The sequence below is a fragment of the Rahnella sp. NRRL B-41462 genome (genome assembly GCF_003263525.1).
GTDB classification, from domain to species: Bacteria; Pseudomonadota; Gammaproteobacteria; order Enterobacterales; family Enterobacteriaceae; genus Rahnella; species Rahnella aceris.
In genome coordinates this window covers 1-18,493 of record NZ_JYDF01000110.1, presented here as the reverse complement: position 1 = coordinate 18,493, position 18,493 = coordinate 1, and the positions used below count along the sequence as shown (strand labels likewise).

Below are 18,493 nucleotides of genomic sequence, written 5' to 3'. Positions count from 1 at the left end.
ATTCAATAATTTACCCATAACCATCATCATTTCTACATGCGCTATAAAGCAGGGGTGGTTGCGTTATAACTTTATAATATACCTGATGGCCGACGCTACTTTTATTAATGAATTTTTAATTATCATGGTGTTATTAAAAGCGATTAGGAGTTTTTTTATAAGGTAATTATTTGTTATGACACATGTAATTCGAATCCTTTAACAAACTTAAAGAATCTTTCAGTTCACTGTGTTTATTTCATGGCTCGTAATGTGAATAATGCGTCTCCCCTGTTTATGGATTCAGGGAATTAAATCACGATTTCAATGGAGATATATTTTGAAAATTAACACATTTTTTAAGATGAGCGTACTGGCTGCCGGCATGGTTGCCGCACTGGGCGCAAACGCGGCTGACGGCACCATCAACGTTGGCGGTACTATTATTGAGACCGGCTGTCAGGTGGATGCTGCCAGCATCGCAGCTCCAGTTGCTCTGGGGGACATGGCGTCTACAAGTTTCCCAACAATTGGTTCAATTTCTGCCAAAAAAGATATTAACGTTGTGCTGACTGAATGCCCGGTAACTCAAAGTGGTGTATCGCTGATTGCACTCGGTGCTGCCGATGCGACTAATAATGAATTACTCGCGCTCAATGATGAATCAACTGCAGCCGGTCTCGGTATTGCTCTGTATAACATGGATGGTTCATTGATCCCGATGAATTCGTCCTCTGCAGTTGCATCCATTAATGCTGAAACCGGTTCGGCAACGATTGCGATGCAGGCCGCTGCGATGTCAACGGCAGAAAAAGTTACCGCCGGTGCTTTCACTGCAACCACTAATTTCTCCCTGACATATAACTAATATCCGCTGTTAATAATTAAGTTTTTAAAAAAACTGTTTTATTTTTATTAACCCGGTTCAAAGGATTAAACCATATTATGAAAAAATTAAGTTTTGCTGTTGCGATGATGTTGGGTATGGGGTTAACGGGCGCTCAGGCTGCTGAAACTGGCACTCTGAATTTCTCAGGAAATGTTACCACGAGGACATGTAGCATTGACAGTGCCAGCCTGAATACAACCCTCTCTTTTGGTAATTTAGCAAAAAATAGCATTTTGAGCTTGGCTGCAATAGGTGATACTAATGCTCAGCTGACAAAGCCTTTTAATATAAAGTTAGTGGATTGTCCGAATGGCACACCTATCTCTGTAAAGTTTGATGGAGATCCGACTTATTTCGATGGGAACGTTCAGGGTTACAGAGATAATAAAACAGCCAATCAGGTGAACATTGCAGCTATGGTTTTTGATGCTGATTCTGGCGCTAAGGTTCTTCCTAAGCAATTTGTTAGCAAGGGTGTTGCTATCGAAGGGGTTAATGACCTGAAATATAATATTTCATTAACCAGATATGCAACTTCTGCAGTAGTCACTAATGCTGGTGATTTTTCCATGGCTATCAACTACACGATGTCTTATGAATAAGATTAATATTTAATGACTGTGGCTCTTATTTTCCTGTGAAGAAAGAGCCATTCTTTATAGAGGGTTAAAATGAATATACTATCTAAGCTGTGTTTAGGTACAGCGTTTTTGTGCGTTTCGATCTCGGCTTCTGCGGGGTTTTCCGTTGGTGCAACCCGCGTTATCTATAATGGTAATGTGAAAGAGGCTTCCCTTTCTGTTAAGAATACAGAAGACTCAAATGTCTATCTTATCCGCTCCTGGGTGAGTTCTGACAAAAAAGGGGAAAAGGTTCCCTTTATTACGACTCCACCATTATTCCGCATAGAACCAGGCCAGGATAATGCTGTGCGTATAACTCAGACATCCTCTTCCTTAGCGCAGGACAAAGAGTCCATCTACTGGCTGAACACGCTTGCCATACCACCTGCGACGAAAGAAAAGAACTCGCTCCAGTTTTCCATTAATACCCGTATCAAATTGATTTATCGTCCGACAGCGTTGAATAACAAAGAGGCGATTGCAAAAGCTTATCAGCATCTGACTTTCTCCCGCTCAGGCACCATTGTCACCGCCAGTAACCCGACGCCTTATTATGTCAGTATGACCAAAGTCAGCATCAATGGTCATGAATTAAAAGACGGCTATATAGTTCCGCCAAAATCTTCATTGAAAATCGATAATGCTCCGGTTGGAAACAATATTAGTTGGCAAGCTATTAATGACTTTGGTGGACTGACAGAAAAAGCCAAAGCATCAATTTAATAAGTCGAGCGACTCAAATCAGGAAAGATTGTGAAGTATGGAAAATAATAATATTAAAAATCGTCAGGGAAAAGACAGTATCAGAATAAAAGGGACTAAAACAAAAAAAGGTATGCTGCAACGTAACTCAGCCGCCCGCTTTTTTTTATTAAAACCCTTATCATTTTTCATATTGTTATCTTTACCCGGATTGACTTTCTCCGCTGAAACTTTTAACCCTGAGATGCTTAAGTCCATCGGTGACGGTGGCGATTTACAAGGTGTTAATCTGGATTATTTCGCCGAAAAGGGCGGGCAAATGCCCGGCACCTATCAGGTTGATGTTTATCTGAACAACCAGCAGGTTGACTCACGCAATGTCGAATTTGTCAGCCTGCCGGATGCGCCGGGTAAACTTTACGGGGCGATCACGCCCGCGGAGATGGCGGATTACGGCGTTAAACTGGATGTTTTCCCGGATCTGAAAGCCGTTGCACCTGACGCAAAGCTGACCAGGCCACTGAGCGCCTATGTGCCGCAGGCCACTGAAAACCTGGATTTAAACCGTAAGCGTTACGACATCACTGTACCGCAAATCGGGGTCAACGTCCGTCCGCGTAACTCGGTTGATCCGAAGCGCTGGGATAACGGTATTCCCGCGTTCATGCTGAACTACAGCTATTCCGGTTCAACAACGCAACGCGATAACAGCGGTCAGTCGCAAAGTAACTTCGTTAACCTGCGCAGCGGGGCAAACCTCGGCGCGTGGCGCCTGCGTAACTATTCGACCTACAGTGATCAATTTACTGAAGGTTCGCACGGCGGTGAAGACACCAGTACCCGTAAGTTTGAGTCGATTAATACTTATGTGCAGCGTGACGTGCGTTTCCTGCAGGGTGGGCAACTGACACTGGGTGAGTATTCCACGCCTGCCGATGTCTTTGACAGTATTCAGTTTACCGGTGCGCAACTGGCCTCTGACGACCAGATGTTGCCTGATTCCATGAACCAGTTTGCGCCTACGGTGCGCGGCATTGCTAAATCTAATGCGCAGGTGACCATTAAGCAGAATGGTTATGTGATCTACCAGACTAACGTGTCACCCGGCCCGTTTGCGATTACGGATTTATACCCGTCGGGCAACGGCGGTGATATGGAAGTGACTGTCACCGAGTCCGATGGATCCGCCACTAAATTCAACATTGCCACCAGTTCCGTGCCGATTTTACAGCGCGAAGGCCGTTTCAAATACAACATGGCGCTGGGGAAATACCGTACCGGGAATGATGACACCGAGACACCGAACTTTATTCAGTTGTCCAATATTTACGGTCTGACCGCACGTACCACCGTTTACGGCGGCGTGCAGTATGCCGAAAACTACCGTGCCGCTAATGTCGGCGTGGGTTTTGACTTAGGTTCAGCGGGTGCGGTGTCATTTGATGCCACGCAGGCCACCAGTGAGTTTGAGGATTCAACCGATACTCAAAAAGGCCAGTCCTACCGGGCGATGTACGCCAAAAACTTCGAGGCAACCGACACTAACCTGCAAATCGCCGGTTACCGTTACTCCACCGAAGGTTACTACGCTTTCAGTGACGTACAGGATTACCAGCAAGAAACTGACAGTGATTTCGATAACTACAACCGCTCGCACAATCAGCGCAGCAAAATGCAGGTGTCCGTCAGTCAGTCGATTGGTGATTACGGTTCGATTTATATCAGCGGCAGCCAGCAGGATTATTGGGGCGGTGACGGTAAAGAACAGCTACTACAGTTGGGCTACAACACCAGCATTTACGGCATCTCTTACGGCTTTAACTACAACTACTCGAAAAATCCGGGTATGACTGAAGCGGATCAAGTATTTGCTTTCAATATGTCAGTGCCGCTCGACAGATTCATCGGGTCCTCAGGGGCATCGGCAACCTACAACATGAGCAGCAAAAAACACGGTTCGACCGTTCAGCAGGCCGGCGTCAGCGGGACGTTATTGCAAGGTGACAACCTCAGTTATTCCGTCCAGCAGGGCTACGAAAATCAGGGCAACGGCGCGTCCGGTAATGCCAGCATGGATTACAAAGGCGGCTCCGGCGAAGGTAACCTCGGTTACAGCTATGACCAGGATACCCGTCAGTGGAGCTACGGCTTGCAGGGCGGCGTGCTGATCCATGAAAACGGCATCACGCTGTCACAACCGCTGGGCGATACCGTGACGCTGGTGAAAGCGCCGGGGGCTGATGACGTCAACGTCGAAAACAACAGCGGCGTGCACACCGACTGGCGCGGCTATGCCGTGGTGCCGTACGCCCAGCCATACCGCAAAAACAGCGTGACGCTGGAAACCGAGACCTTCGGCGACGATGTGGATATGGACATGAGCAGCCAGACGGTCATTCCAACCCGCGGTGCCGTAGTGCGTGCAGAATTCAAAACCCGCGTGGGCCAGCGTGCTTTAGTGCAATTGCTGTTTATGGGTAAACCGGTGCCGTTTGGTGCCACCGTCAGCCTGCTGGATAACGACAGCACCGTCACCGGCATAGTCAGTGACAACGGCGAAGTTTACCTGACCGGTCTGCCGGAAAGCGGCAGCATCATGGCGAAATGGGGCAACGGTAGCAATGAACAGTGCAAAGGCACTTACTCGCTGACCAGCAGCAATGCCAGTGACCCGTCTGCGCTGATTAAACAAATTACGGCGCAATGCCACTGAGGCATGAGGAAGTAACATGAAGAATTTATATGCTATTTTAAAAAAAACCGGCTTCGGCAAGATGGGAATACGGTCAATACTGGCAGTACTTTTGTTGATCTGTGGTGTGCATAACGCCATGGCGCTGGGTGTTTGTGACTATCCCTCCACATTTGGGAAAGTAACGGTAGATCGTCAAATTACAGCAATGCAAAGCCAGCCTGTAGGCAGCGTGCTCGCAACTAACACCTATAAACAGCTGAATCTACTGGCCAATAGCTGTACCGGTGATTACATGTTAAACAATATTCCAAATACTTCTGCCTTTCCAAATGGTGGTCTAGCAACTAACGGGATTTATAACAGTGGGGTCACGGGAGTAGGAATACGCGTTACTATAAATTATCAACAAGTTTATCCTGTATATATTGTCCAAACCCACACAGGGGATGGCACTACCCCTATTTATCTCTCCAACGTAAAAGTTGAGTTCGTTAAAACGGGGGAGATCGTTCCCGGCAAGGTAACCTCGGGTAATCTGGCTTCAGTTGTGATGGTGGACAGTGCAGGCAACAAAGATGTCTTTAAAGTAAACATAGGAACAGTCGTCATTAAGCAGGCATCTTGCGAAATCACCGGCTCAAGCGCGATCCCTGTGCCAATGGGTGACGCCAAAAAGGAAGATTTTAGTGGCAAGAACTCAACACTCCCCCCGGTGGACATCAAAATCCCTCTGCAATGCTACGCAGACACGACGGTCAATATCAGCTTCGAGGCCCAATCTTCTCTGGGTAATGGCATTATTGATTTGACCAAAGGGGGTGCGGAAGGTGTAGGGATACAGCTAAAACTTAATAGTAAACTGGTTGAATTCGACAAAAAGACATTTGTCACCAAGACAACTCAGGAAGGCGCATTCGACATTCCGCTGACTGCGGCCTATATACAAACTGCTGATACAATCAAACCGGGCACCGCCAATGCGGTGGCGAACTTCACCGTAACCTACGAATAATATGCACTCATAACCGGCGGCTGATCCTTGAGAGATGCCGCCGCACTTCACTCTGGTACTGACGTTATCCTGCCTGACCTTCAGCATCACACTACCGCCTTCAAATAGCTGCCCCAGTAAAAACTGCAACGCCTCTCGGCAAGATTTCTGAACCGCCCACGATCTTGAATCTGAATTCGATTTTAAAAGCGCTCCAGGTCGCCCACCTGCAAAACCTGAGATCCGAAGAAGGGCGCACTTGCTGCGCCCTGGATTAACCCGCTATTCAGAGGTAGCCGCTCTTTTGTATGCAGGCCTTAAGGGCCTTTCAACAAATTCCATTGTAACTGGATTAAAGTAACCAACTTTTTGCGCGGCGCGGCCGGTGTAATGAGCCGGATCTCACCAGTGGTCAAGATCCCGTTCAGTAATATTGGCCGCCAGCACCGGATGTGCAAGCAGAACAGTTTTAAAAGATGGCTGTTTTTCAAACGCCTGCATGGCACAGTCATAAACCAGATGATGTGCAGTTTGTTTACCGGGTTATTGACCGTCAGACCGCAGGATTGCGTTTGTGTGGCATGGTGGTTGATCCGACAGGGGGGGTGCTGGTGGAAAGCCATAACAGCCTGCCCGAGCCTGACGTTAGCCACGGCTGCGATGTGCCGAATTCAGGGAGTTAGCAGGGAGAGGAAGAAAAAGGGCGTCTTTACAACGCCCTGAGATGTTTATGCTATTCGTCTGACGGGGGTTTCTTACCGGGCGTGCGCAATGGACGTTCAACAAATTGCATTGTGCGCTTATCGAAATACCGGCTTGGCCAGATAATCGAAGGTGGCACGCCGATAGCCTGGCTTATCAGCAATTCCCCCTTCGGCCAGGGGCGGGTAAGCGCATTGGCTAATGTGGTTGAACATAAACCCGCAGCGCGTGAAACCGCAGACAAGGTGGTGCCTTTTTTGCGCAGTGCAGCAATGATGTCAGCGGGGTGCCAGTCCTGATTAATCAGGATTTCTCCCTCATGCTGCTGGATGTACGACGTAGGAAACGGCAGGAAAGTCGGACTATGGGGCAGTTTCATAGGTATTCTCCGATGTGATAGTTAACCACCACCGGAGCTGCGAAACTCGTTTGGTGGTGGCTCAGACAAGGTTCGCAGTACCGGTCACATCGGAAGCCGGCCAGCCCGGAGGCTGCCTTGCCTGAGTCACCATAGGATGTACAAATTACAAGCATCTGTATCTGACAGGTGTACGGAGGCAAATACATAATTATTACATATGTATTTCCGATGTGGTATTCAGGCTGCGAAACCTAGCCGCGTATTTTTGACGCGACGAGGCAAATATAACGTAAGGAAGGTTTATAAACCAACTGGATAACGACATAGATGGGAGATGCTTTCCAGAGAAACAGATCTGTTGAAGAGTATTACAGCAGGCTTTTTTATCCGTGAGGACGAAGATAATAAAAGGGCAGGCGCATTGCCGAAAAACCTGTAATACGCCTGCTTAAACACTTTCAATTAGCGTGCCGGACAATCAGCGGGTCGGATGATTGACTTCCACCGGACGCAAATCAAACAGCAAGACTTCTGCCTGGTCGCCGTCCGTGAAGGTGAGTTTATCTTCCTGACGGATACGTGCACCGTCACCGGTTCTGAATTCAATGCCGTTCACTTTGATGCTGCCGCGTGCCACGTGGACATAGGCATAACGGTCAGGGTCAAGGTCGAACGTGGCCTGTTCCGCACCGTCGAAGAAACCCGCGTAAATCTTCATGTCCTGACGCACGCTCAGTGAGCCGTTGTCACCTGTTGGCGAGATAATCAGGCGGAACTGGCCGCGTTTTTCCGCTTCAGGCACAGAGACCTGCTGGTAACCCGGTTTGGTCCCATTTTCAGATGGCACGATCCAGATTTGCAGGAAATGCACCTTTTCGTCACCGGAGTGGTTGAACTCACTGTGCGTCACACCGGAACCGGCGCTCATCAGCTGCACGTCGCCGGGGACAATCACAGAACCGGTGCCCATTGAATCTTTATGCTCCAGCGCGCCTTCCAGCACATAAGAGATAATTTCCATATTGCTGTGCGGGTGCGCCCCAAAGCCGCGCCCCGGTGCAACCTGATCATCGTTGATGACCAGCAGGTCTGAGAAGCCGACCTGTTTTGGATCCCAGTAACTGGCGAAGGAGAAGGTGTGACGTGAATGCAACCAGCCGTGGTCACCCAATCCGCGTTGTTCAGAGAGACGTTGTTCAATCATGATGTGCTCCTCAGTTTGTCAGGGGGGAAGCGCGTTTGCCCTTCCGATGAACAGAGAATACACGTAAACTAATTTGCTCAACAATGCGGTTGTTTGACTATCACTGTCACGTTTTGGTTGACAATAAATGGCGTGAGAATAAAGGGTGCGGATAAGATGCAGACAGAAGATCTTCGTATTTTTATTGCTGTGGTAAAAGCGGGGAGTTTTACCACGGCGGCTGAACAACTGATGCTTTCTAAACAATACGTCAGTCGCCGCATGGCGTCGCTGGAGGCTGGCTTACATGCGCGGCTGCTCAACCGCAATACCCGCAAACTGTCGGTGACCGAGTCCGGCCAGTTGTTCGCGCAACATGCACAGCGCATCCTCGATGATATCGAAGAGGCCGAACGGGCGGTTTCGCCCAGGCGGCAGGCGCTTCAGGGAACGTACCGCATCAGCATTCCGATGTCGTTTGGTATCAGCCACCTTTCGCCGCTGATTGCCGAGTTTTTAGGTCAGCATCCGGCGATTCAGTTTCAGGTAGAACTGGTCGATCGCTATGTGGATCTGGTGGGTGAAGGTTTCGATATCGCGCTGCGCATTGGTAATCTGGCGGATTCCTCGCTGGTGGCGCGGCGGCTTGGCGAACTGAAGCGGGTGATCTGCTGCAGCCCGGAATATCTTCAGCGTAAGGGGACGCCGGAAACGCCGGAGGATTTGCTCAACCATCATTGCCTGCGTTACGGGCGCGAAGGGCAGACCGGCTGGGAGCTGGAGCTGGAGGGCAAACGTCGTCTGTTTGATGTGCGCGGGCCAATTGTCAGCAATAACGGCGAAGTGCTGCGCGATGCGGCCGTCGCCGGACTCGGGCTGGTATTACTGCCGGAATTTATCGTCGGATCGGCGCTGCAATATGGCGCACTGGTTCGCGTACTGGATGCATTTCATCCCGGCTCACTCAGCCTGCATGCCATTTATCCGCAGCACCGTCAGCGCAGCGAAGTCACCCGGGTATTTCTCGACTTTTTACAGGAAAGGCTAAAGGCACAACTGCTGGTATCGGCCTGAGATAAGCACCGCAGAGGTGAGCAGACCTGCATCACACTTTTTGGGCGTTCACACATAAATCCAGTGTTTTGTAGGATTAGCATCGTTTTTTCCTATAAAAACTGCCGTACTTTTATGTTACGCAAACGTTAACTGAAGGGGCGGAAAATGAATCATTCATCTGAGCAATATCTTGCAGCGCTGGGCGCAACACAACCATTAACTCCGGCGCAGGCTGACGAGCTGGAGACGCGCGGATACCTTGTTATTCATAATGTTATCGACAAAAACTGGCTGGAAGAGATGCGCACCGCGTTTGACATGCTGGTGGACAAAGAGGGCGATAATCTCGCCGTTGAACACCATCAGGAAGCCACCGCGACCCGTATCGCCAACATGATCAACAAAGGTACCGTGTGGGAAAAAGTGTGGTCGCATCCGCTGATCCTGTCCGTCTGTCATCATATTTTTGGTGGCGCGTTTAAGGTTTCGAGCCTCAACGGACGCGAAGCGCTGCACCGGGGCGGCCATCAGCCGCTGCATGCTGACTGGAAAATGCCGCGTCCGGATTTTCCGAAAGTCCATCTGGTCAATGCCATCGTGGCGATTGATGATTTGAGTGCCGCCAACGGCGCACCGCGCATTATTCCCGGCACCCATCACCGCCCGGAATTGCCGGAAGATGTGCTGGCGGATGTTGAATTACCGCATCCTGATGAAGTGGTGTTCGAAGCACCGGCGGGCAGCGTGATGATTTACAACGCTCACGCCTGGCACGGCGGCACCAATAACCGCATCGGCACCCGTCGCCGCGTGCTGCACAGTTTGTATATCGACCGCGCGGATGCGCAGCAGCAGGATCAGCGTAAATGGCTGAAGCCGGAAACGGCAAGCCGCCTGACGCCTGCGCAGAAATGGTTGCTCGACGTGCTCTGAATTTCTGTTTTCCCCAGGCCTGGCCTGCCGGTCAGGCTTTTTCATGGCATTTTTACCGGCCTTTATGACGGACATCAGAGGGCGGTCACAGTGTGGCTGGCCGCATCACCGCGTATGTGTTACGTGTATGTTATGATGAAGAGAAAACCTCTGAGAGACTGCCATGCTGCAAGACGTGATAGAAACACTGTTCCGATCGGTGTCCGGCAGTGATGTGTTTGCTGTCAGGTTTCCTGATAATTCCCAGCCGCCGCCTGAACTGGCCTCCGTGGTCAGTTTTCCCCGTATTGAATTTGTCGTTGAAGGCGAAGTCCGCGATCGCAGCATTGCCGCAGGCAAAGGGCTGCTCAGGCAGGGCGATGCGCTGTATATTCCGGGGGGAAAATGGAATCTGATGGTGTGGGACAAGCCCGCGATTGTGCTGAGTGTTCTGTTCAGCAAAGAAAAACTGGGGTTCAGTTTACAGTTTTGGGATGGCGTGACATTTACCGGCACGGATAAACAAAGTGTTTCCCGCCTTGGCCCGCGTGTAGGCTCGTTTCTGTTGCAGGCGATGAATGAAATTGTCTCCAGTCCTGACGACCAGCAAACCGCGCGCTGCGTGGTGGCGGGGCTGTTAAGTCATTGTCAGGAACAGCTCGCTAACAGGGCGCAGATCCTTACCCGCAGCGGGGCGCTGTTTGAGGTAATCAAAAAGTATATTGAAGAGAATGCCTCACTGCCGCTGACGCGCGAAAACGTGGCAAAGCGTTTCCATATCACGCCGAATTATCTGTCTCATTTGTTTCGTAAATCCGGAGATATCGGCTTCAGCGAGTATCTGAATCACGTCCGCCTGGAAAAGGCAAAACTGTTGCTTAAAGGTTATGAACTGAAAATCAAAGAAGTGGCGACCAGCAGCGGCTTCGTTGACAGCAACTATTTCTGCCGGGTTTTCCGCAAAAGCACCGCCCGTTCGCCTTCTGAATATCGCAGTCAGTGGCTGAGTCAGTTGTCAGAGCGAAAGTCGTAAACAGCCTGTAGCCAGAAAGTAAAACATTCCGCACCGCAATGGGGCGGGGTGTTTGTTTCTGGTGCAAAAAAACCGCATCTTCCGTTCACTTTTTACCCCCCGGCACATCCCATCCGCCGTAATCCGTGGTTTTCACCCGCACAGAGAAGTTGGCATCCTGCTTGCTAGGTTGTACATACAAGTTAGTACATGTCAGGTCTGCAAAATAATCACACGCAGGCGCCTTATGAAAAACACTCCGTAATGTGGCTGGAAACGTAATGATTTCATTTGAGAGCATAAGCAAATTTTACGCAGATGGGACGGTGGCTGTAGACAGGCTGTCGTTCAGTGCGCCGACGGGACAAATTACTATGCTGGTCGGGCCTTCGGGCTGCGGCAAAACCACTTCACTGCGCATGATCAACCGGTTAACCGAGCCGTCTTCAGGCAACATTTTGCTGAACGGACAGCCGACCGCCGGAATGGATCTGGTCAAACTGCGCCGCAAAATAGGTTATGTGATCCAGAACGCCGGGCTGTTTCCGCACAAAACCGTGCAGGACAATATTGCGGTCACCGCGCTGCTCAACGGTGCGACACGCACGGCAGCGCGTAAAAAAGCCCTCGAATTACTTGAAATGGTCGGGCTTTCGCTGACGATGGCGGAGCGCTATCCGTGGCAGTTGTCCGGTGGTCAGCAACAAAGGGTCGGCGTGGCGCGTGCGCTGGCATCGGACCCGGAATTTATGCTGATGGACGAACCTTTCAGCGCCGTCGATCCGGTGGTGCGCGAACAGTTACAGGATGAGTTTTTAAGATTACAACGTGAAATCGGCAAGACCATTATTATGGTCACGCACGATATTGATGAGGCGATGAAATTAGGCGATCAGGTTGCGGTTTTCCGCCCCGGTGGTCGTCTGGCGCAAATCGCCTCACCGGTGAAATTACTTAATGAACCCGGGGATGCGTTTGTCGCTGACTTTATTGGCCGTGACCGCGGATACCGCAAACTTTCGTTCGATATGATCCCTGATAATATCAGCCTGACGAAAGAACCTGTGATCGCGCCGGGTATTTCCGTCAGCGAAGCCCGATCCCTTGCCGGAGAAAGTGCCTGGTTACTGGTGGTTGAAAATGAATGTCCGCTCGGCTGGTATGATGTGACACAAAATAAAACCACCGTGGATCCGGAAGATATTAATCTCGGCAGCACCTTTGCGCCGAAAAATGGCACGCTGCGTCAGTTAATGGATTCGGTATTAAGTTCTCCCTGTCAGCGCGGTATCGTGGTTGATGAACAGCAGCGCTTTATGGGTACGGCAAATATCGAACAGGTGTTTTCACTTTCTCATTCCCGTGCTGTGAGGTAATACCATGCGTTTTGACTGGTTATTTCAGCAGCGGGAAAATATATTAACGCTGCTCGGCTGGCATGTTTACCTGTCTGTTATTCCGGTATTAATCGGGCTGGCACTGGCTATTCCGGTCGGGGGTGTTTTGCACCGCTGTGGGAAATTTAAAGACGGCATTCTCAATATATTAGGACTGCTCTATACCATTCCTTCCCTGGCGTTATTTGTTTTATTACCCGGTCTGCTGGGCACGAAAATTCTGGATACCGTGAATGTCGTGGTGGCTCTGACACTTTATGCGTTTGCGCTGCTGATCCGTACCGTGTGCGACGGGCTGGATTCTGTTCCACATGAAACCCATCAGGCCGCTGTCGCCATGGGTTACCGGCCCTTGCAGCGTTTCCTGAGCGTGGAATTACCGCTGGCTGTGCCGGTAATCGCCGCAGGTATGCGGGTAGTGGTGGTATCGAACGTCAGTATTGTGTCGATTTCAGCACTGGTCGGCATGCCGCAGTTGGGGGCGTTATTTACCCAGGGTTTCCAGCTACATTTTCTGACGCCGATTATTGCCGGTATTTTCCTGTGCATTGTGCTGGCGCTGCTGCTGGATAATCTGGTGCTGCGCACCGGCAATAAAATGACCACCTGGCAACCGAAAAGGAATGCGAAATGATTAACTGGTTGCTGGACTCCGGTCACTGGCTCAACGATGACGGCTTGCTGGTGCTGATATTTCAGCATCTGATTTACAGCATTGAAGCGTTGTTTATTGCGGTGATTATCGCTTTCCCGATCGGTTGTTATGTCGGTCATACCGGCAAAGGTGCGATGTTATTAATCGGCAGCGCCAATGCCATGCGTGCGCTGCCCTCATTCGGGTTGATCATTTTACTGGTAATTCTGTTCGGGCCGGTATTTGAATCAGACCTGGCTTTTATTGTGCCTTGTCTGATTGTGCTGATCATTCTGGCATTACCGCCCATCATGATGGGGGTATATTCCGGCATCAGGGCGATTAATCCGGCGATTATTGACGCCGCAACCGGCATGGGATATTCACCGCTGAAATTACTGCTGACGGTGGAAATACCCTGTGCAATGGCGCTGATATTATCCGGCATCCGCAGCTCTGCGCTGCAAATTGTGTCTACGGCTACGATTGCTGCGTATGTTTCGCTTGGGGGATTAGGACGGCTGATTATTGATGGCCGTGCGCAGAACGATTATCCGCAAATGGTTGCGGGTGCTTTTATGGTGGGAATATTAGCGTTACTGGTTGATGTATTTTTCTCTTTTTTAATTCGTTTCATTGTTTCACCAGGATTACGGCAGCGTGAACGCCGCCGTAAAAAAACAATTCCTTTATCGAATAACTGAATTATCTACTCACTCATTCCGGAGCCTGACAAAAATGAAATTGAAAAATCTGCTCGCCGTTGCCCTGTTTTCTGCTGCCGTCGTGCACGCCCCTGCCGCTTTCTCCGCTGAGACGGGTGGCACCATTATTATCGGTTCGGCGGACTTCCCGGAAAGCCAGCTGATTGCCACTATTTATCAGCAGGCGCTGGCGGCGAAAAACGTCAAGGTGGAAACCAAACTTAATATCGGCAGCCGTGAGGTGTATATGCCTGCGCTGCTTGACGGCTCAATCAACCTGATCCCGGAATACAGCGGTGCCACGCTGAGTTATCTCGACGAAAAAACCCAGGCGCATTCTGCTGAAGATGTGGCGGCGGCGCTGGCGAAAGCGCTGCCTGAGAAAATCAAAATGCTGGATATTTCTGCGGCGCAGGACAGCGATGTGCTGGCAGTGACTGAAAAAACTGCCAAAAAATACAATTTGAAAGATATCAGTGATCTGGCGCCGGTGGCGAAAACGCTGGTACTGGGTGGTCCGGCTGAATGGAAAACCCGTCGTGAAGGTGTGAAAGGGCTGAACGAAGTCTACGGCCTGACCTTTAAGAACTTCAAAGTGCTCGACGTCGCGGGTCCGCTGACGCTGTCAGCACTGACCAACAATCAGATTCAGGTCGCGGATATGACCTCAACCGATCCGGCGATGAAAACCAAGAATCTGGTGGCACTGGAAGATTCCAAACACTTATTCCCCGGCGCAAAACATTGTGCCGCTGATTGCAAAAGACAAAGCCAGCGAGGTGGTTGAAACCACGCTGAACAATGTGTCCAGGCAACTGACCACCAGCGATTTGATCGTGATGAACGGCAAACTGGCGAATTTCGAAAGCGTGGATGCTGTGGCAAAAGAGTGGCTGACCGGGCACGGGCTGAATAAATGATGACGCGCACTGTCATCTTGGGCACGGCGGAAACCTCCGTCCGTGACATCGCCGATATCGCTTACGGGGCGCAGGTGCTGCCGGACCCGTCAGCATCGGACGCCATGCTGATCGTGCACGAGAAAATCAGGCAGGCGATTGATAACAATAAAGTGATTTACGGCCTGACCACCGGCGTGGGCGACCTGGTCACTCAGCGCCTGTCGCCGGAGCAAATTTCCGACGTGCAACTCAATATGCTGAAAAGCCATGCCTGCGGTACAGGGCCGGTTCTGGCGCAGCATGAAGTGCGGGCGATGATGGCGGTGATGATGAAATCCCTGTTGCAGGGATTCAGCGGCGTCAGCCCGGCGCTGGTGCAGACGATGGCCGATATGCTCAATAAGGGGGTGACGCCGTGGTCACCCGCCAAAGGGTCGGTCGGCTATCTGATTGCCACCGCACATATCGGGCTGTCAGTGTTCGGCTATGGAAAATCGTTCTATCAGGGCGAACTGTTACCGGCACGGGAAGCCCTGGAACGGGCGGGGATTGCCGTGCGCATTCCCGGCCCGCGCGAAGGCCATGCACTGGTCAGCGGTACGTATGAAATCACTGCGCTGGGTTGTCTGGCGGCGGAAACTTTCCGCGAATTGCTGCCGGTGGCGGATGCCGCGGGTGGCATGAGCCTGGAAGTGCTGAAGGGGAACATCCGCGGGTATGACGCCCGTCTTCATGCGCTGCGCCCGCACGACGGTCAGCAGGAAACCGCGCGGATTTTGCGCAGTTTACTGCGTGACAGTGAGATCCTCGATAAATACCGTGATTTTCGCGTGCAGGACGCGCTGAGCCTGCGCTGTATTCCGCAAATGCACGGCGCGGCGCGGGATGTGCTGAGTTATTGCCTGAAAACGCTGACCACGGAAGTGAATTCTGTCACGGATAATCCGGTGTTTATGGTCGAAGACGGCGAGCTGAATGTACTGCCGGGGGGCAACGGGCACGGTGCGCCGGTGGCACTGTGTCTGGATGCGCTGGCGATTGCCATTGCGCAACTCAGCACCGGTTCGCAGGCCCGTTCTGACCGCCTGACGAACAGCCATCTCAGCGGATTGCCGGCTTTTCTGGTGGCCAATGGCGGGGCGCATTCAGGGATGATGATCCCGCCGTATGCAGCGGCCGCGCTGGCAGGGGAAAACCGTGCGCTGGCAGCACCGGCCAGTGTACATACCGTGTCCACCTGTGCCGGACAGGAAGATCATATTTCCATGGGCGTGACGGCGGCACGCAATGCTATTGATGCCGTTGAAAATGCCATTGATATCGTGGCGATAGAAATCCTGTGTGCCACGCAGGCGGTGGAATTCCACCGGCCACTGCGCGCCTCGGCGGGCACGGAAACCGTGCTGTCTCTGGTGCGTGAGCAGGTGGCCTTCCGGCAGAGTGACGAGGAAATGTATCCGGATATGCTGGCCATCCGCCAGCTCATCAAACAGGGCGATATCTTGCGCGCGCTGACACCTTTGATTTTCGCAGACACCGTTGAGGGAGAAACCGCATGAGTGTATCAGCGACATCCCGGCCGCTTGAAGGGATCAAAGTGCTCGACCTTTCCCGCGTGCTGGCCGGGCCTTACTGCGCTTCGCTGCTCAATGATTTGGGTGCGGAAGTGATCAAAATTGAAATGCCGGGTAAAGGTGACGATTCCCGTGATTTCACCCCGCATGTTAATGGCGAAAGCACCTATTTCATGCTGCTTAATCACGGCAAAAAAAGCCTGACGCTGAACCTGAAATCACCGCAAGGCCGGGCCGTGCTGGAGCAACTGATCGAAAGCGCGGATGTGCTGGTGGAAAATTTCCGGCCCGGTGTGACCACCCGCCTGGGCATTGATTATGACGCCGTAAAGAAGATCAATCCGAAGCTGGTGTATGCGAGTATTTCCGGTTTTGGGCAGCAGGGACCGCTGGCGCATAAAGCCGCTTACGATCATGTGATCCAGGCGATGGGCGGCATTATGCAGGTCACCGGCTGGGCAAACGGCGAACCGACGCGGGTGGGGGATGCGATTGGTGATGTGGTGTCGGGTCTGTACTGTTCGTGGGGCATTCTGGCGGCATTGCTGCAACGGGGCATTACCGGCCTCGGGCAACATGTGGATGTCGCGATGCTTGATGCGATGGTGTCGATGCAAATGGTCTCGCTGACACAACTGCTGGGCGGTATGCCGCTGGCCGGGCGACTGGGCAATGCACATCCGATCAGCGCCCCCATGGACAGCTACCGTGCGGCAGACGGTTATCTGGTGATTGCCGTCGCCAATGACAGCCTGTTCCTCCGTCTGGCACAGGCCATTGGCAAACCGGAAATCGTACAGGATGCGCGCTTTGCGACGGATCCGCAGCGCCTGAAACATCAGTACGAATTACGGGTGCTGATTGAAGAGTGGTTGCACGACAAAACGGTGGCCGGGGCGCTCGCCCTGCTCGATGCCGGTGGTATTCCCGCCGCACCGGTCTGGGGGCTGGATGAACTGCTGCAAAGCCCGCATGCCGCCGAACGCGGATTACTGCATCAGGTGATGCATCCGGTCGCCGGTGAAATCAGTATCTTACCGCAGCCGGTGAAGCTGAGCGGCATGAACCAGCTACCCGATTTAATGCCGCCACAGCTTGGCGAGCACACCCGCGCCATTCTCAGTGCACAACTGGGGCTGTCTTCGCAGGAGATGGACACACTTGCGCAACAGGGCGTCATTTAACCGGAGGCAGATAATATGGAACCAACGCAGGTTGCAGTCATTGGCGCGGGCACGATGGGCGCGAGGATTGCTGCGGTATTTGCCGCCAGCGGCTTTAAGGTGGCGCTTTATTCACGCACTGAAAACTCGCTGCACAATGCGGCCAAAGTGATCGACAGTATCGACGCCGGGCTGACGGCGTCGGTCACGTTTACGACGTCCATGGCGGAATGTCTGAAAGGCGCGAAGATTGTTTCGGAGAATATCGCTGAGGTGCTGGCGCTTAAGCAGCAGATTTTCCAGGAGATCGAAAAACATGTCAGCGACGACTGTCTGCTGACCACCAACACCTCCAGCGTCCCGGTCGGGCAGATTGCCAGCGTACTGGCGGTGCCGTCGCGCTTTATCGGCCTGCACTGGTTTAATCCGGCGGATGTGATGCCGATGGTGGAAATTGTCTGCGGACCGCAAACCCATGAAAATACGCGTCAGCAGGCCGATGCGCTTTGTCAGCAACTGGGTAAACAGACGGTGACCATTCATAAAGAAGCGCCGGGTTTTATCGTCAACCGGTTGCAATACGCCATGCTGCGTGAGGCGTTGCATCTGGTCACAGCCGGAATTGCCAGCATCGAAGACGTGGACTTCGCTGTACAAAGTACGCTCGCCCCGCGCTGGTCGGCGATGGGGCCGCTGAAGCTGATGGATTTTGCCGGACTGGACACGGTGAAAAATGTCGCCGCGATATTACTGCCAGCCTTATCGCGCGACGAGGAGCTGCCGCCGTGGTTGCTGGCGCAAATTGAGCAGGGCAATCTGGGCACCAAAACCGGCGCCGGGTTTTATCCGTGGACGGCGCAGGCTATTGAAGAAGGTCTCGCGCACCGTAACGCCACAATCCTTGCCATCAGCGGGATGCAAAAACCATGAGCGAACTTATCCGCTGTGAACGTCATCAGGGCGTGGCGCATATCATTCTTAACCGGCCGGAAAACTTAATGCGCTGAGTGCAGA

At 51.9% G+C, this 18,493-nt stretch carries 17 protein-coding genes and 2 pseudogenes; 16 read left to right on the top strand and 3 right to left on the bottom strand.

What is annotated here, in order from left to right; all coding sequences use genetic code 11:
- Positions 1 to 319 precede the first annotated feature (319 nt).
- The 5 genes from UC14_RS22405 to UC14_RS22385 all read left to right on the top strand — a co-directional run bounded on the left by UC14_RS22405 (position 320) and on the right by UC14_RS22385 (position 5,900).
- Positions 320 to 847, top strand: coding sequence for a fimbrial protein (locus tag UC14_RS22405; RefSeq protein WP_157962145.1), 528 nt, complete (start codon positions 320 to 322; stop codon positions 845 to 847).
- Between the two features lie 77 nt (positions 848 to 924).
- Positions 925 to 1,470, top strand: a complete 546-nt coding sequence (locus UC14_RS22400) for a fimbrial protein (RefSeq protein WP_112198453.1) — start codon at positions 925 to 927, stop codon at positions 1,468 to 1,470.
- A gap of 69 nt (positions 1,471 to 1,539) precedes the next feature.
- A complete protein-coding gene (locus tag UC14_RS22395) occupies positions 1,540 to 2,214 on the top strand; it encodes a molecular chaperone (RefSeq protein ID WP_112152411.1) in 675 nt (224 codons plus the stop codon).
- 112 nt (positions 2,215 to 2,326) lie between these two features.
- A complete protein-coding gene (locus UC14_RS22390) occupies positions 2,327 to 4,906 on the top strand; it encodes a fimbria/pilus outer membrane usher protein (protein ID WP_112198460.1) in 2,580 nt (859 codons plus the stop codon).
- Between the two features lie 16 nt (positions 4,907 to 4,922).
- On the top strand, positions 4,923 to 5,900 hold the full coding sequence (locus tag UC14_RS22385) for a fimbrial protein (protein WP_112198452.1): 978 nt from the start codon (positions 4,923 to 4,925) through the stop codon (positions 5,898 to 5,900).
- A gap of 384 nt (positions 5,901 to 6,284) precedes the next feature.
- Here the strand turns inward: UC14_RS22385 and UC14_RS27320 are convergent.
- A pseudogene (locus tag UC14_RS27320) lies at positions 6,285 to 6,419 on the bottom strand (hypothetical protein); the annotation flags it as partial.
- On the opposite strand from UC14_RS27320, the gene UC14_RS26790 reads away from it, so the two are divergent.
- The gene (locus tag UC14_RS26790; protein ID WP_157962144.1) at positions 6,356 to 6,562 is read left to right on the top strand and encodes a hypothetical protein; all 207 of its coding nucleotides are present in this window, start codon (positions 6,356 to 6,358) and stop codon (positions 6,560 to 6,562) included. The pseudogene UC14_RS27320 and the gene UC14_RS26790 overlap by 64 nt on opposite strands.
- A 50-nt stretch (positions 6,563 to 6,612) precedes the next feature.
- Here the strand turns inward: UC14_RS26790 and UC14_RS22375 are convergent, their stop codons facing one another.
- A complete protein-coding gene (locus UC14_RS22375; protein ID WP_223509806.1) occupies positions 6,613 to 6,888 on the bottom strand; it encodes a helix-turn-helix transcriptional regulator in 276 nt (91 codons plus the stop codon).
- A gap of 532 nt (positions 6,889 to 7,420) precedes the next feature.
- Positions 7,421 to 8,146 carry a pirin family protein gene (locus UC14_RS22370; protein ID WP_013575680.1) on the bottom strand — a complete coding sequence of 242 codons (726 nt, stop codon included), beginning with the start codon at positions 8,144 to 8,146 and terminating at the stop codon, positions 7,421 to 7,423.
- Positions 8,147 to 8,302: 156 nt separating this feature from the next.
- Here UC14_RS22370 and UC14_RS22365 point away from each other — a divergent pair, with 156 nt between their 5' ends.
- From UC14_RS22365 to UC14_RS22320, 10 genes and pseudogenes are all read left to right on the top strand, one after another.
- On the top strand, positions 8,303 to 9,199 hold the full coding sequence (locus UC14_RS22365) for a LysR family transcriptional regulator (protein WP_112198451.1): 897 nt from the start codon (positions 8,303 to 8,305) through the stop codon (positions 9,197 to 9,199).
- 147 nt (positions 9,200 to 9,346) lie between these two features.
- The gene (locus UC14_RS22360) at positions 9,347 to 10,114 is read left to right on the top strand and encodes a phytanoyl-CoA dioxygenase family protein (RefSeq protein ID WP_112198450.1); all 768 of its coding nucleotides are present in this window, start codon (positions 9,347 to 9,349) and stop codon (positions 10,112 to 10,114) included.
- A gap of 163 nt (positions 10,115 to 10,277) precedes the next feature.
- Entirely contained in the window at positions 10,278 to 11,126 is an 849-nt protein-coding gene (locus UC14_RS22355) for a helix-turn-helix domain-containing protein (protein ID WP_015689991.1), read from the top strand.
- 260 nt (positions 11,127 to 11,386) lie between these two features.
- Entirely contained in the window at positions 11,387 to 12,481 is a 1,095-nt protein-coding gene (locus tag UC14_RS22350) for an ABC transporter ATP-binding protein (RefSeq protein ID WP_013575676.1), read from the top strand.
- 4 nt (positions 12,482 to 12,485) lie between these two features.
- The gene (locus UC14_RS22345) at positions 12,486 to 13,136 is read left to right on the top strand and encodes an ABC transporter permease (RefSeq protein ID WP_013575675.1); all 651 of its coding nucleotides are present in this window, start codon (positions 12,486 to 12,488) and stop codon (positions 13,134 to 13,136) included.
- Positions 13,133 to 13,840: an ABC transporter permease gene (locus UC14_RS22340; RefSeq protein WP_015689988.1), complete on the top strand. Its 708-nt coding sequence runs from the start codon at positions 13,133 to 13,135 to the stop codon at positions 13,838 to 13,840. Before UC14_RS22345 ends, UC14_RS22340 begins: the two co-directional genes overlap by 4 nt.
- 34 nt (positions 13,841 to 13,874) lie before the next feature.
- Positions 13,875 to 14,760, top strand: a pseudogene (locus UC14_RS22335) (ABC transporter substrate-binding protein).
- The gene (gene hutH / locus UC14_RS22330; protein ID WP_112198449.1) at positions 14,757 to 16,301 is read left to right on the top strand and encodes a histidine ammonia-lyase; all 1,545 of its coding nucleotides are present in this window, start codon (positions 14,757 to 14,759) and stop codon (positions 16,299 to 16,301) included. The pseudogene UC14_RS22335 and the gene hutH overlap by 4 nt, the downstream one beginning before the upstream one ends.
- A complete protein-coding gene (locus UC14_RS22325; protein ID WP_013575671.1) occupies positions 16,298 to 17,500 on the top strand; it encodes a CaiB/BaiF CoA-transferase family protein in 1,203 nt (400 codons plus the stop codon). Before hutH ends, UC14_RS22325 begins: the two co-directional genes overlap by 4 nt.
- 15 nt (positions 17,501 to 17,515) lie before the next feature.
- Positions 17,516 to 18,409 carry a 3-hydroxyacyl-CoA dehydrogenase family protein gene (locus tag UC14_RS22320; RefSeq protein WP_112198448.1) on the top strand — a complete coding sequence of 298 codons (894 nt, stop codon included), beginning with the start codon at positions 17,516 to 17,518 and terminating at the stop codon, positions 18,407 to 18,409.
- The last annotated feature ends 84 nt before the right edge of the window (positions 18,410 to 18,493 follow it).

Bases quoted from the DNA above. Each gene is read 5' to 3' on its own strand.
- UC14_RS22400 (WP_112198453.1), top strand. From the start codon at position 925: ATGAAAAAATTAAGTTTTGCTGTTGCGATGATGTTGGGTATGGGGTTA.
- UC14_RS22395 (WP_112152411.1), top strand. From the start codon at position 1,540: ATGAATATACTATCTAAGCTGTGTTTAGGTACAGCGTTTTTGTGCGTT.
- UC14_RS22390 (WP_112198460.1), top strand. From the start codon at position 2,327: ATGCTGCAACGTAACTCAGCCGCCCGCTTTTTTTTATTAAAACCCTTA.
- UC14_RS22385 (WP_112198452.1), top strand. From the start codon at position 4,923: ATGAAGAATTTATATGCTATTTTAAAAAAAACCGGCTTCGGCAAGATG.
- UC14_RS26790 (WP_157962144.1), top strand. From the start codon at position 6,356: ATGGCTGTTTTTCAAACGCCTGCATGGCACAGTCATAAACCAGATGAT.
- UC14_RS22370 (WP_013575680.1), bottom strand. From the start codon at position 8,146: ATGATTGAACAACGTCTCTCTGAACAACGCGGATTGGGTGACCACGGC.
- UC14_RS22365 (WP_112198451.1), top strand. From the start codon at position 8,303: ATGCAGACAGAAGATCTTCGTATTTTTATTGCTGTGGTAAAAGCGGGG.
- UC14_RS22360 (WP_112198450.1), top strand. From the start codon at position 9,347: ATGAATCATTCATCTGAGCAATATCTTGCAGCGCTGGGCGCAACACAA.
- UC14_RS22355 (WP_015689991.1), top strand. From the start codon at position 10,278: ATGCTGCAAGACGTGATAGAAACACTGTTCCGATCGGTGTCCGGCAGT.
- UC14_RS22350 (WP_013575676.1), top strand. From the start codon at position 11,387: ATGATTTCATTTGAGAGCATAAGCAAATTTTACGCAGATGGGACGGTG.
- UC14_RS22345 (WP_013575675.1), top strand. From the start codon at position 12,486: ATGCGTTTTGACTGGTTATTTCAGCAGCGGGAAAATATATTAACGCTG.
- UC14_RS22340 (WP_015689988.1), top strand. From the start codon at position 13,133: ATGATTAACTGGTTGCTGGACTCCGGTCACTGGCTCAACGATGACGGC.
- hutH (WP_112198449.1), top strand. From the start codon at position 14,757: ATGATGACGCGCACTGTCATCTTGGGCACGGCGGAAACCTCCGTCCGT.
- UC14_RS22325 (WP_013575671.1), top strand. From the start codon at position 16,298: ATGAGTGTATCAGCGACATCCCGGCCGCTTGAAGGGATCAAAGTGCTC.
- UC14_RS22320 (WP_112198448.1), top strand. From the start codon at position 17,516: ATGGAACCAACGCAGGTTGCAGTCATTGGCGCGGGCACGATGGGCGCG.